The organism is Robiginitalea insularis (assembly GCF_052497835.1).
The window spans coordinates 3111013-3125069 of the sequence record NZ_CP199296.1; the positions used below are offsets into that span (position 1 = coordinate 3111013).

Consider the following 14057-nt stretch of genomic DNA (forward strand, 5'->3'; position numbering starts at 1 on the left):
CTATAACATTCCTTTTGTTGTAGGTAAAACCATCTTATCCGGGTCGCGCCTAACTGCCATTTTCATGGCTTTTGCAAAAGCTTTAAAGATAGCTTCAATCTTATGGTGTTCATTGGTGCCCTCTGCCTGAATATTGAGGTTGGCACGTGCCGCATCGGTAAACGACTTAAAAAAATGCAGGAACATTTCCGTTGGCATATCCCCGATCTTTTCCCTTTTAAATTCAGCCTCCCATACCAACCAGTTCCGGCCACCAAAATCCAGAGCGACCTGCGCAAGGCAATCATCCATGGGAAGACAAAAACCGTAGCGTTCAATACCCAATTTGGAGCCCAGGGCCTGGTATACAGCTTCTCCCAATGCGATAGCGGTATCCTCAATAGTATGGTGTTCGTCTACCTCAAGATCCCCCTTAACCTGGATAATGAGATCCATTTGTCCATGCCTGGCCAGTTGGTCCAGCATATGGTCAAAAAATGCCAGGCCGGTTTGGATATGACTTTGCCCCTTGCCGTCCAGGCTTAATTCTATGTGAATTTCGGTTTCTGCCGTTTTCCTGTTCACCAGGGCCTTACGGCTTCCGAGTTTAAGAAAAGTATACAAGCCTTCCCAGCTGGAGCCTTCCCAGTCAATTACATCGGAGAGGGCATCCGGGCTATGGGCCAGCTCATCAAGGCCCAACCCCTCATTATTGTTGATAAAAAGCCCCCGGGCACCAAGGTTTTTTGCTAGCTCCATATCGGTCAGGCGATCCCCTATCACATAGCTCCCGGCCATGTCGTAGGCATCTGTCAGGAATTCCTGCAGCATTCCCGTTCCTGGTTTTCGGGTATCTGCCTTTTCGTGCGGAAAGGTTTTGTCAATAAAAACGTTTTTAAAGCTTACTCCTTCGTTGTGGAAGCATTCGATAATAAACTGCTGCAGCGGCCAAAACTGTTCCTCCGGAAAAGATTCGGTCCCCAGGCCATCCTGATTGGTTACCATGACCAGTTCGTAGTCCATTTCCCGGGCAATCCTGCCCAGAAATCTGAAAACCTCAGGGTAGAATTCCAATTTTTCAAAGGAATCGATCTGTTGGTCTTCCGGCTCCCGAATCAGGGTTCCGTCCCTGTCGATAAATAATACTTTTTTTGCTTTCATTGGGAGGGTGTTTGAGACAGTTTATTCAGGGTTTCAAGGATGTGATCGTTCTCCGCACGGGTCCCGATGGTGATCCGTAGCGTCTGTTCGCAGCCCTGCTGTGCAGAACGGTTACGTACCACAATTCCAGCATCGATCAGCTGTGAATATCGCAGGCTCGCATCATCTACCCGAAGCAATAAAAAATTGGCCTGAGATGGAAAAATATGCCGGACAAATGGGATATCTTCCAGTAAGGACCTCAATCGCTCCCGCTCTGCTTTGAGCATTCCAATTTCTTTCTCTATCGCCGCTGTATCAGCAAGGCGGTTAATGGCAAACTGCTGGGTCAGTTCATTAACATTATATGGGGGCTTTATTAATTTAAGGTATGAAATAACCGCCGGGGAAGCCATACAGATACCCAGGCGTATCCCTGCCATACCATAAGCTTTGGAAAGGGTGCGGGTTACCACCAGATTGGGATGCGCCAGCAATAATTCAGCATAACTTCCTTCTTCGGAAAAGTCAACATAGGCCTCATCTATCACCACCAGTCCCGGGAAACCCTGAATCAATTCCGTCACCAGGTCACGGGAAAGTGTATTGCCGGTAGGGTTGTTGGGTGAACACAGGAACAGTATTTTGGTTTCGGGACCTGCCTGCTTCAAAATGGCAGGTACATCCGGCTGAAAATATTTGTCCAGTGGTATTTCAATATTTTTAACGGCATTTATTCCGGCCAGAACCTTATACATGCCATATGTTGGCGGTAAGCTGATGATAGCGTCCTTATAAGGTTCGCAAAATACCCGGAACAACAAATCCAGTACTTCGTCGCTTCCATTTCCCAGCAATAACTGTTCTTCAGAGACCTTCCAAAGACTGCTAAGCACCTTCTTTAATTTCCGCTGATGAGGGTCCGGATATCGGTTTACCCCGTTCTCGAATGGGCTCTCGTTGGCATCCAGAAAGGTCATGGACCCGCCTGCAGAGCTAAATTCATCCCGGGCAGATGAATACGGCCTGAGCGTTTTAATGGAGGGGCGCACCAATTTATCTATCGATTCCATAGGATTTCCGGCTACTTCATTTTGATTTATCTGCGTTTTCCAGGCGCAGGGTTACGGCATTTTTATGGGCCTGCAGCCCTTCTGCAGCTGCCATGATTTCAATGGACGGACCAATCTGCTGTATCCCCTCAGGGCTCAGGCGCTGGTATGTAATACTTTTCATAAAACTATCCAGGTTTACCCCGCTGTATTGCTTGGCATAACCATTGGTTGGCAAGGTATGGTTGGTACCGGAGGCGTAATCGCCTGCGCTTTCAGGGGTATTATTTCCCAGGAAGACGGAGCCGGCATTTACAATTGCCTCCAGCAAAAACCCTTCATCCTTATGGCAGATGATCAGGTGCTCCGGGCCGTATTCATTAACCATTTCCGCAATTTCATTTTTGGATGGCAGTAATATGGAACGGCTGTTGGCAATTGCAGCTGAGGCTATTTCTTTTCTCGGCAACGCCTGCAATTGTGGGGGCAGAGCCCGATGTACTGCCTCCAGGAGTTTTGCGTTATCACTTAAGAGGACTACCTGGCTGTCTTTGCCGTGCTCTGCCTGACTCAACAAATCTGCGGCTACGTAGTCCGGGTTTGCGGTATCGTCAGCAACCACCATAAGTTCGCTGGGGCCTGCAGGCATGTCAATAGCTACACCCAGGCGGCTGGCCCACTGCTTGGCAGCGGTAACATATTGATTCCCCGGTCCGAATATTTTATAAACCGCAGGGACACTGGCCGTCCCGTAGGTCATTGCTGCAATGGCCTGGATCCCGCCAACGCTGCAAACAGTGGTAACGCCACAGAGTTGAGCTGCATAAAGAATAGCCGGGTGCAGCATTCCCTCAGGCCCGGGCGGGGAACAAAGTACTATTTCCCGGCACCCGGCAATCTGCGCCGGAACTCCCAGCATAAGTACTGTTGAAAATAAAGGCGCAGTACCCCCAGGGATGTATAAACCAACTTTCTGGATAGCCTTTTTCTCTAACCAGCATTCCACTCCCCTACTGGTCTGCACCCTGACCTTTTGAGTTTGCTGCGCCCGGTGAAAAGCCGTAATGTTCCGGTACGCCAGGTCTATGGCCTTTTTGAGAGATTCCTCCGTCATAGCGGCCCTGGCAGTTATCCCGGATTGATTCATGGCAATTTCCTCAGGGACCAGGCCATCAAATTTCCGGGTGTACCGTTTCAAAGCGGCATCATCTTCGGCTTTAACGGCATTGAATATTTCACGGACCTGGCCTTCCAGCTCAAAGGAGTCTACTGCCGGCCGTTGCAGCAATTGTTCCCAATTTTTCTTTTCGGGGTATTCTATGTATTGCATTGCAGCCATGCTATAAAATCATCTTTTCAATAGGGCAGACCAGAATACCTTCAGCCCCGGCCTTTTTTAGCTGGTCCAGTACCTCCCAGAAAGTGTCCTTGTTGATAACGGTATGTACAGAGCTCCAGCCTTCCTCCGCCAGGGGCAGCACCGTTGGGCTCCGCATCCCCGGCAGCAGTTTAATGACGGTATCCAGTTTATCATTGGGAGCGTTCATCAGTACATATTTATTCTTACGTGCTTCCAGTACGGATTGGATACGGAACTGTAATTGCCCTAAAATTGCCTTTTGTTCGGCTCCGATCCTGGGGGAGACCGCCAGGACCGCCTCACTGCGGTACAGGACTTCCACTTCCTTCAGGTTATTTTTGAACAAAGTGCTGCCGCTGGATACAATATCGCAGATGGCATCTGCCAGGCCGATGTTTGGAGCGATTTCAACCGACCCATTTATAATATGCAGTTCTGCCTTTAAGCCGGCCTTATCCATAAATTTTTGCACGGTATTCGGATAAGAAGTAGCAATGCGCTTTCCGGCGAGGTCCCCTATCCCATTATAGGAATCTGATTTTGGTACGGCCAGGGAAACCCGGCATTTGGAAAAACCAAGTTTTTCAGCTACACCGATATCTTCACCTTTTTCAAAGAGTACATTTTCGCCTATGATGGCAATATCCACTACCCCGTCACGTAAATATTGAGGAATATCACCATTGCGCAGGTAGAGCACTTCCATAGGGAAGTTTCGGGCGGCAGCCTTTAGCTGATCCCTTCCGTTATCTATGGAGATACCACAGTCCTTTAATATTGCCAGGGAATCTTCATTGAGACGGCCACTTTTTTGAATGGCAATTTTAATTTTACTCATAGTCTAATCCGATAATGCTTTAAAAACAAAAAACCCGCTTGAATACTCAAACGGGTTTGGAAATATCTTGGTTTTACATCATACCTTCCTACCTCGCCTGAGTGCAAGTATTGAAGTGATGATGTAAAAAAGTTTGTTTCATAATAAGGTCAAAAATATAACTTAAATCTTAAAGATAAAAATCCTAAAACTTAATTATTCCCCAAGATTATTGGAAGCCCTGATTCTCCTGAACCAACAACCACGACCTTCGCATTTGGAGATTCTGAAAGCTTCAGAGTCGCTTCTATTCCCTTGTCCTGAAGGATTTTATCAGTAAGGGATGCGCTCAGGATACGGTTGGCATCTGCCTTTCCCTGTGCTTCAATTCGCTGTCTTTGTGCTTCCTTGTCTGCGGTTATCAGTCGGAATTCATATTCCAGGGATTCCTGTTCCTGCTTGAGTTTTCTCTCAATGGCGTTCTTAATGGTTTCGGGCAGGGTAACGTCCCTTACCAGTATTTCATTTAGCTGAATATACTGGTCTTCCACTATTTTCTTGGTTTCCTGATAGATCTCGTTCTGAATGGCATCCCTTTTGCTGGAATAGAGTTGTTCGGGGGTATATCTGCCTACAACTGAGCGTGCCGCAGAGCGGATAGCTGGCAAAAGGATGCGCTCCTTATACATTTCACCTTTTTCCTGGTGCAGCCTTCCAAGGTCTCCGTAGTTCGGCTGGAACCATGCAGAAGCATCTAATTGAATATCCAGTCCGTTGCTGGAAAGCACTTTCATTTTTTCAAAAACTTCCTGCTGCCTTACTTCATAAACAAAAACCTTGTTCCAGGGGGCTACCAGGTGGAAACCTTCCCCCAGTGGTGGTTCGTCAATTACCACCCCATCCCCGAAAGTACGGTACAGGACACCCGCCTCTCCGGAGCCAATGGTTATGGCAGATTTTGAAATTAAGATTGTCAGTACAATAATGATAACGATTGCCGGCAAGGCAATTTTAGGTAACTTATCCATAGTATTTTTTAATTAAAGTAATCCGTTGTATTTCCTGATAAACCATTCGGCAGCAAAGGCTGCAAGAATGAGCGCCATCAGCCAATAATATTCCAGCAAAGATACGATATTCCTGCGGCTTTTCTGTACGGGACGGTAGCGTTCCGCACTGAGCAGACTATCGGTAAGCACTTTGGGTCGATCCGGGAAAATTACACTCCCGTTATTCTCCAGGGCCAGCTTAGAGAGCCAGTCCACATCGGAGGGAAGCGGTTGCTGTTCCACAGACGCCCGCTGCAGGCTAAAGCTGCCCGATTGTCTCAGACTGCCATCCTGTAACTCCACCGTAAAAGAATACTTTCCAGGATCCAGAAAACTAATGTCTGTCTGATAGATATCCTTTCCCAGTGACATAGGGAATTCTCCCGCTGCCGTGCCGCTGCTGTCCCTTAGTTTTAATACCAGGCTCGCACCCGGATCAAAGGAATAGGCCTCATCAAAATATCTTGCACGAATATAGCTTTCCTCCGCCCCTCTGTATATGGGCTCGTATTCCACTGCGAGTCGTTGGTTAACAGCATCTGCGGTTAGAAATTGGACGACCTTGGAAATCAGGCCGTCAAACGATTCAAAGCTTCGCTCCGATTTAAAGGTAGCCATGCGCCATTTCCACAACCCGCTTCCAAAAAAAACGGCTTGCCTCCGATCGCTGCCTTTTAATAAAGCCAGTAAAGGTTCTTCAAGGGATATTCCCTTTACCCGCTGGCCCAATATCCATTCGTTTGGAACCGTAAAATCATAGGAGCCTAAAAGGCCCTCTACCGGAGGGAAATCTTCCGTTTTCCAAGCGCTGACATCAAAATAGCCGAACCCGGCATTGAGTTCTGCAAATACTTCCTCGGCAGGTCCCCGCTCTTCCAGCTGAAACCCCTGCTGAACGGAATTCACAAAGTTCCAGTCTGCCTCCGGTCCGCAAAACCAGAAAATGGGGGTATTCTTGTTTTTCAATAGCCTGTACAGGGGGGCAAAGGAAGCATCCGGCTGATAAAAAATCCACAGGTCTGTTTCCTCAATCCGGCCTGAAGCGGCATTCGGACTCATTATATCCAGCTGTCTTTGCTGATTCTGGGTCAGGCTGCGGCGGAGACTTCCAATATCTGGATGGGTTTCTGTACTAACCAATCCGATCTGCAATTGTTCATCAAGTACCTCTATCCCGGCAGTTGCTGAATTATTTTGAAGGTTGCGTTCCCCGTCTAAGGAGGTAAGAGATGCCCGCAGGATATGAAGCCCCGGCTTGCCGGCGTCTAACAGCAATTCTCTTTGTCCGGACCCACCCCCTGCCGGGAAGGATACCCTGTTGCGATAAACGGGACGGCCATTATCCGTAATTTGCAGACTAACTTCTGCAGGAGCCTGTCCGGTGTAGGAATAAAGGATTTCTACAGGGTACTTATTCCCTTCGAATGCGTATTTATTCGCAATTATGCGGTCTATCCTGAGATCGCTGAAGGTGGTTGTGTCCCCGATAACCACAGGGTAGATATCCAGCTTGGGATTGGCTGAAAACCACTGGCTGCTGCCGCTATTCAGATTGCCATCTGTGAGCAGAACAACTACCGCTTTTTCATTGTTATGTACCCGGGAAAGGGATTCCAGGGCTGCACTGATATCTGTCTGACCTTCAGTAAAGTCCAGACTGTCTCCCACTCTGAGGCTTTTCCCGAATAGATAATTTTGAATTTCAAAACGATCCTGCAGATCCGGATTAGCTTCCAATAATGAAAGAGTCCTGAGGATGGCCTGCCGCTCCTCCTGCAAATCGATGGATGCACTGTTATCGGCAAGAAACAGGAGTTTGGTTTTGGTAAGATAGGTCTGAAGTTTTTCAACCTCCGGATTAACCAATAAGAGCAAAATGCCAAAAACAGCAAGGAACCTGAGCAAAGCAAGGGTATTTCGCCAGGGCCTGGGCTTTGTTTTGTAATAATATTGAAACCAGACCAGCAAACCGGATGCTACAAGAGCAGCAAGAATCCATAAAAAGGCAGACCTGGGCATTGATTCGTATTTTAGCAGACAGTTATTTATGACCTGGCGAGAAGTATGCAATAGCCCTGAAAGTCAGTATACCTGGCAGGACCTGGTTTTTATTTAAACTACCCGCCTCCGTATCAGGTGAGCATGCCACCGTCAACATTGAGGACCTGCCCCGTGATATAGGCAGATAGGTCCGACGCCAGAAAAAGGCAGGCATTGGCAATATCCTCCGGAGATCCTCCCCGTTTGAGCGGGATGGCATCTCTCCAGCCCTGCACTGTTTTTTCGTCAAGCTTTCCGGTCATTTCCGTTTCGATAAAGCCCGGCGCAATGGCATTACAGCGAATATTTCGGGAACCCAGTTCAAGGGCAATACTTTTGGTAAAACCAATCATCCCGGCCTTGGAAGCCGCATAGTTGGCCTGCCCGGCATTTCCCTTAACCCCCACTACACTGCTCATGTTGATGATGGATCCGCTGCGCTGTTTAAGAAATGTTCTTTGAATGGCCTTGGTCATATTAAAAACCGACTTCAGGTTAATATCTATGACCTGGTCAAAATCTTCTTCGCTCATCCGCATCAGCAAATTATCTTTGGTAATCCCTGCGTTGTTTATAAGGATATCCACAGAACCGAAATCTTCCAATACGGCATTGACCAGTTTCTCTGCTTCTTCAAAGCTGGCGGCATTGCTCTTATATGCTTTGGCATTAACTCCTTTGGCTTTGAGTTCTTTTTCCAGCTCCAGGGCCGGACCTTCACTACTGCTATAGGTAAAGGCAACATCTGCCCCATGAGCTGCAAATACTTCTGCAATTCCTTTTCCAATTCCGCGGCTGGCCCCGGTAATTATTGCTTTCTTTCCTTCCAGGATTTTCATATCATTAGAGTTTATCGGTTGGACGACTATCAAATATACTTCCCTTTCGGAGAAGTGACCAACAAAAAATCCCGCGGTTGCGGGATTTTATCATACTGTTAACTATTTCAAGCCAATACTTCCTTGACCTTCATGCCGATCTGAGCCGGGGAATCCACAACATGGATGCCGCATTCGCGCATAATCCGCTTTTTGGCCTGGGCGGTATCATCGCTACCACCAACGATCGCTCCGGCGTGACCCATGGTTCGTCCGGCAGGGGCTGTTTCCCCGGCGATAAATCCGATTACCGGTTTCTTGCTGCCATTGGCTTTATACCATCTGGCTGCTTCTGCTTCCAGCTGCCCGCCTATCTCGCCTATCATTACTACGCATTCGGTCTCAGGGTCTTCTACCAGCATCTCCAGGGCCTCCTTGGTTGTGGTGCCGATGATCGGGTCTCCCCCGATTCCTATTGCCGTAGTAATACCAAGGCCCTGTCTCACTACCTGATCGGCAGCCTCGTAGGTAAGCGTACCGGATTTTGAAACAATCCCCACGCCGCCTTTTTTAAAGACGAATCCGGGCATAATCCCCACTTTGGCTTCACCAGGGGTGATAACGCCGGGACAATTAGGGCCTACCAGGCGTGCTCCCCGTTCCTTCACATAGGAATTGGCCTTGATCATATCCGCCACCGGTATTCCTTCTGTTATGGTGATAATCACCGATATACCTGCATTGGCAGCCTCCATGATGGCATCTGCCGCAAAAGCAGGTGGCACAAAAATAATGGTGGTATCGGCTCCCGTTTTTTCAACAGCCTCGGAAACGGTGTTAAAAACAGGCTTGCCCAAATGTTCCTGCCCCCCTTTGCCAGGGGTAACTCCTCCTACCACATTGGTTCCGTATTCGATCATTTGCTCGGCGTGGAAGGTACCTTCACTTCCCGTAAAGCCCTGTACTATTATTTTGGAGTTTTTGTTTACTAGAACACTCATTTAGTTTTTTTTAATTTTTAACAAAAATAGCCTTTACAGTAGAAAGGCTAAAAAATCCCTACAGTTTTTTTAGTTGTTCCATCATGGAGGGGATCTGCCGTACGTTCGCCAGTTGTTTGAGCCGTTCCCGGGCTTCTTCCACCGGACTGCCAAAATAGGTTTTTCCACCGGCCAGGGATTTTGAAACCCCTGTTTGCGCCAGAATTACGGCTCCTTTTCCAATGGTAATAGCGCTGGTCACACCCACCTGACCCCACAAAGTTACTTCGTCTTCAATGATAACGCAGCCTGCAATTCCCGTTTGTGAGGCTATCAGACACTTTTTCCCGATTTGGGTATCATGCCCCACATGAACCTGATTGTCGAGTTTACTGCCCTGCCCAATAATAGTATCGCCGCTTACGCCCCTGTCTATGGTGCAAAGCGATCCGAGCTCCACCCCGTCCTCAAGGATCACCCGACCTCCGGATAGCAGCCGGTCGAAACCCTCAGGCCGCTTTTTGTAGTAAAAAGCGTCAGAACCCAGAACGCTCCCGGAGTGGATTATTACCCCGTCCCCGATAACGCAATGGTCATTGATGCTGACATTGGAATGGATAACGCAGTTTCTGCCGATGTTTACATGGTTCCCTATAAAGACATTTGGCTGAATAATGGTGCCCTCCCCAATGCTTGCAGTTGAAGCTATTGCCGTATTTGAATTTTGAAAGGGCCTGAAATGTTTAGTAATGCGGTTAAAGTCCCGAAACGGATCGTCCGAGATCAGCAATGCCTTGTTCTCAGGGCATTCCACCTCCTTATTGATCAGGATAACCGTTGCCTTGGAATTAAGTGCCTTATCATAATATTTCGGGTGGTCCACAAAAACAATGTCTCCGGGTTCCACCACGTGGATTTCGTTGATTCCCTGAACCGGAAAATCCGGGTCCCTGATATATTCCGTGCCAATAATTTTGGCAATTTCTGATAAGCTGTGGGTCCTTGGGAATTTCATAGGGTTTTCTAGTCTTTAGCCCGCTCCATGTAACTGCCTTTTTCCGTATCAATTTTTATTTTATCCCCTTCGTTGATAAAAAGCGGAACATTGATTCGGGCGCCAGTCTCCACTGTGGCAGGTTTAGTGGCATTGGTTGCCGTATTACCTTTAACTCCGGGCTCGGTGTGGGTTACCTCCAGGATCACACTGGCAGGCATATCCACGGAGAGGGGCATGGCGTCCTCCGTATTGAACATAATGGTCACCACTTCTCCTTCCTTGAGTAATTCGGGTGCGTCCAGGGCGCTCTCCTGCAAGGCGATCTGGTTGTAATCATCCGTATTCATAAAATGGTAGGTCTGCCCTTCCGAATACAAATACTGATAGGAACGGGTTTCCACCCGTACGTCTTCAATCTTGTGGCCGGCCGAAAAGGTATTATCGATAACCTTGCCGGTGGTAACACTTTTAAGTTTTGTTCGGACAAAAGCCGGGCCCTTCCCCGGTTTTACATGCAAAAACTCCGTAATCTTATAGATGTCGTGGTTATAGCGAATACAAAGTCCCTTTCTAATATCTGATGTTGATGCCATAATTAATTGCTGCTAAAATATCCTTTCATAATACCGCGCTGCGAATCCCGGATAAACTGTAGAATTTCATCCCGTTCCGGAGTTGCCTCCATTTCAGCCTCGATGATCTGTACCGCCTGGGAATTGTTGTAATTCTGCTGATACAGGATACGGTAAATATTTTGTATTTCTCTGATTTTATCGGCTGTAAACCCCCTTCGCCTGAGCCCTACAGAATTGATCCCCACATAAGACATGGGCTCTCTGGCCCCCTTCACAAAGGGAGGGACATCTTTTCTCACCAATGATCCTCCTGTTACAAAAGCGTGGGTGCCAATGGAAACAAACTGATGTACGGCAACCAGGCCGGCCAGCACCACATGATCACCAATGGTAACGTGGCCTGCAAGGGTTGAATTGTTGGAGAAAATACAATTATTCCCCACAACACAATCGTGAGCCACATGGCAATACGCCATGATCAGGCAGTTCTTGCCAATAACGGTTTTCATCCGGTCTGCCGTGCCTTTATTGATAGTGGCGCATTCGCGGATGGTGGTGTTATCCCCGATTTCCACAGTGGTGTCTTCACCATCGTATTTCAGATCCTGGGGAGGGGCTGATATAATGGCTCCGGGAAATATATTGCAATTTTTACCAATCCGGGCGCCTTCCATTATGGTTACGTTGGAACCGATCCAGGTCCCCTCTCCAATAGTCACATTATTATGGATGGTGGCGAAGGGCTCAATCACCACATTTTTGGCAATTTTAGCGCCGGGATGTACATAAGCCAAAGGCTGATTCATACTAGTCTTTTTTGGTTTTAACGATCTGTGCCATTAGCTCGGCTTCCGAAACCAGTTTGCCATTGGCGTAGGCATAGGCCTGCATATGGCAAATCCCGCGTCGGATGGGGGAAATCAGATCGCATTTAAAAATAAGGGTGTCTCCGGGCAAAACCTGCTGTTTAAACTTGACATTGTCAATCTTCATAAAATAAGTCAGGTAATTTTCAGGGTCCGGCACCGTGCTGAGAACCAGAATGCCTCCGGTTTGCGCCATGGCTTCCACCTGCAGTACCCCTGGCATAACAGGGGCTCCTGGAAAATGCCCAACAAAAAAGGGCTCATTCATCGTTACATTTTTTATTCCCACCACGTGCGTATCGGACAGTTCCAGGATCTTATCAACTAATAGAAAAGGCGGGCGATGGGGTAGCATTTTCATGATCTGAACCACGTCCATCAATGGTTCCTGGTTCAGGTCGTATTTGGGAACATTATTCCTTTTTTCCAGCTTGATTATTTTAGAAAGCTTTTTTGCAAACTGCGTGTTTACGTAATGCCCGGGTTTATTGGCGATAACCTTTCCCTTGATCCGGGTTCCTATAAGGGCCAGATCCCCAATAACGTCCAGAAGCTTATGCCGGGCCGCCTCGTTGGGATAGTGCAGGGTCAGGTTGTCAAGTATGCCATTGGGTTTTACGGATAATTTTTTCTTTTTAAATGCCTTTTCAAGCTTTTTCATGGTCTCCGGAGAAATTTCCTTATCTACATAAACAATGGCGTTGTTAAGGTCTCCCCCTTTAATCAGGCCGTGTTCCAAAAGCATTTCCAGCTCGTGTAAAAAGCTAAAGGTCCGGGAATCTGCAATATCTTCTTTAAATTGTGAAAGGTGTTCAATGGAGGCATTCTGCGTTCCCAGAACCTTGGTCCCAAAATCTACCATGGTGGTAATCTGGTATTCCTCGGCCGGGATAACCGTAATTTCACTGCCGGTAGCCTCATCCCTGTAGGTAATAACCTCTTTTACCTCGTAGACTTCCCTTTCGGCATCCTGTTCAACAATACCTGCCTTTTCCAGGGCTTCCACAAAATACTTGGATGAACCATCCATAATTGGCGGTTCCGGCGCATCCAGTTCAATCATCACATTGTCTATCTCAAGCCCTACCAGGGCTGCCAGTACATGTTCGGAGGTCTGTATTTTAACGCCCCGCTTTTCCAGGTTGGTGCCGCGTTGCGTATTGATAACATAATTGGCATCAGCCTCAATAATAGGCTCCCCTTCCAGGTCTACTCTTTTAAAGGCATACCCATGATTTTCCGGTGCGGGTACAAACTTCATAGTGACTTGTGCTCCTGTGTGAAGCCCCACCCCTTTCAGTGTAACCTCCTTCGAAATTGTTCTTTGCTTAACCATTGCTTTTCCCCTGGTTTTTTTCGAGATCTTCTATACGATTAACAATTCTGGGTAAATTTTTAAAATGGACGTAAGATTTATTATAGTCCCCATAGTTTAATGCAGGAGAACCCTGTAGCACTTCATCACTCTTTATATTCCGGGAAATCCCGGACTGGGCCTGAATCTTTACCCGGTCTCCAATTACGATATGACCTACAATACCAACCTGCCCCCCTATCATACAATGTTTACCGATTTTGGTAGAACCTGCTATTCCTGTCTGTGCAGCAATTACGGTGTGTTCGCCTATTTCGACATTATGTGCTATCTGGATCTGGTTATCGAGTTTCACACCCCTCCTAAGGATTGTTGACCCCAGCGTGGCGCGGTCAATGGTCGTGCCTGCGCCCACATCCACATGGTCTTCCAGAATTACATTTCCTGTCTGGGGGACTTTGGAGAATGCCCCTTCCTCATCCGGGGTAAAACCGAATCCGTCAGCACCCAAAATTACCCCGCTATGGATCACGCAATCCTTTCCGATGATGGTTTCGGAGTAAATCTTAGCCCCGGCAAAAACCGTGCTGTTATCCCCTATTTTTACATTATCCCCTATATAGACATTGGGGTAGATCTTTACGTTATCGCCTATTTCCACATTATTGCCCAAATAAGAGAAAGCCCCGAGATAGAGGTCGGAGCCGTAGCTTGCTGATTCAGATACAAATACCGGGCTCTCTATTCCGGTCTTATTGTTTTTTACCTGGTTGTAGTAAGCCAAAAGTTTTGAGAAGGACTTATAGGCGTCCTCCACTTTTATCAGTGTGGATTTCAGGTCTTGCTCGGGCACAAAGCCTTTGTTCACAATAATGATGGATGCCTCCGTGCTGTATATATAGGGGGTATATTTAGGGTTCGCCAGAAAGGTAAGGGAGCCCTCAGTACCTTCTTCAATTTTCGCCAGTTTATGAACCGCAATTTCCGGGTTGCCTTCAACCTCTCCTTCCAAGATTCCTGCGATCTGACTAGCCGTAAATTCCAAAGGTAATTTGCTGTTTGATTAAGA

13 protein-coding genes are annotated in these 14057 nt (G+C 47.5%); all 13 read right to left on the minus strand.

Annotation, left to right across the window (positions count from 1 at the left end; all coding sequences use genetic code 11):
* Entirely contained in the window at nt 1-1140 is a 1140-nt protein-coding gene (hisB, locus tag ACT6NV_RS14040) for a bifunctional histidinol-phosphatase/imidazoleglycerol-phosphate dehydratase HisB (protein WP_445385068.1), read from the minus strand.
* Nucleotides 1137-2192: a histidinol-phosphate transaminase gene (hisC, locus tag ACT6NV_RS14045; protein WP_445385069.1), complete on the minus strand. Its 1056-nt coding sequence runs from the start codon at nt 2190-2192 to the stop codon at nt 1137-1139. The genes hisB and hisC overlap by 4 nt, the downstream gene beginning before the upstream one ends.
* A gap of 16 nt (nt 2193-2208) precedes the next feature.
* On the minus strand, nt 2209-3501 hold the full coding sequence (hisD, locus tag ACT6NV_RS14050) for a histidinol dehydrogenase (protein WP_445385070.1): 1293 nt from the start codon (nt 3499-3501) through the stop codon (nt 2209-2211).
* A gap of 10 nt (nt 3502-3511) precedes the next feature.
* Entirely contained in the window at nt 3512-4369 is an 858-nt protein-coding gene (hisG, locus tag ACT6NV_RS14055) for an ATP phosphoribosyltransferase (RefSeq protein WP_445385071.1), read from the minus strand.
* A gap of 191 nt (nt 4370-4560) precedes the next feature.
* Entirely contained in the window at nt 4561-5376 is an 816-nt protein-coding gene (locus ACT6NV_RS14060; RefSeq protein ID WP_445385072.1) for a prohibitin family protein, read from the minus strand.
* Between the two features lie 12 nt (nt 5377-5388).
* A complete protein-coding gene (locus tag ACT6NV_RS14065; protein ID WP_445385073.1) occupies nt 5389-7416 on the minus strand; it encodes a vWA domain-containing protein in 2028 nt (675 codons plus the stop codon).
* A 113-nt stretch (nt 7417-7529) separates the two neighbouring features.
* Nucleotides 7530-8276: a 3-oxoacyl-[acyl-carrier-protein] reductase gene (gene fabG, locus ACT6NV_RS14070; protein WP_445385074.1), complete on the minus strand. Its 747-nt coding sequence runs from the start codon at nt 8274-8276 to the stop codon at nt 7530-7532.
* 107 nt (nt 8277-8383) lie between these two features.
* A complete protein-coding gene (gene sucD, locus ACT6NV_RS14075) occupies nt 8384-9256 on the minus strand; it encodes a succinate--CoA ligase subunit alpha (RefSeq protein ID WP_445385075.1) in 873 nt (290 codons plus the stop codon).
* A 58-nt stretch (nt 9257-9314) separates the two neighbouring features.
* Nucleotides 9315-10250: a UDP-3-O-(3-hydroxymyristoyl)glucosamine N-acyltransferase gene (locus tag ACT6NV_RS14080; protein ID WP_445385076.1), complete on the minus strand. Its 936-nt coding sequence runs from the start codon at nt 10248-10250 to the stop codon at nt 9315-9317.
* 8 nt (nt 10251-10258) lie between these two features.
* A complete protein-coding gene (efp, locus tag ACT6NV_RS14085) occupies nt 10259-10825 on the minus strand; it encodes an elongation factor P (protein WP_445385077.1) in 567 nt (188 codons plus the stop codon).
* A 2-nt stretch (nt 10826-10827) separates the two neighbouring features.
* Complete coding sequence (lpxA, locus tag ACT6NV_RS14090) at nt 10828-11613, minus strand: acyl-ACP--UDP-N-acetylglucosamine O-acyltransferase (RefSeq protein ID WP_445385078.1); 786 nt, start codon at nt 11611-11613, stop codon at nt 10828-10830.
* 1 nt (nt 11614) lies between these two features.
* Complete coding sequence (locus tag ACT6NV_RS14095) at nt 11615-13009, minus strand: bifunctional UDP-3-O-[3-hydroxymyristoyl] N-acetylglucosamine deacetylase/3-hydroxyacyl-ACP dehydratase (protein WP_445385079.1); 1395 nt, start codon at nt 13007-13009, stop codon at nt 11615-11617.
* Nucleotides 13002-14033: a UDP-3-O-(3-hydroxymyristoyl)glucosamine N-acyltransferase gene (gene lpxD / locus ACT6NV_RS14100; RefSeq protein ID WP_445385080.1), complete on the minus strand. Its 1032-nt coding sequence runs from the start codon at nt 14031-14033 to the stop codon at nt 13002-13004. Before lpxD ends, ACT6NV_RS14095 begins: the two co-directional genes overlap by 8 nt.
* Nucleotides 14034-14057 lie beyond the last annotated feature (24 nt).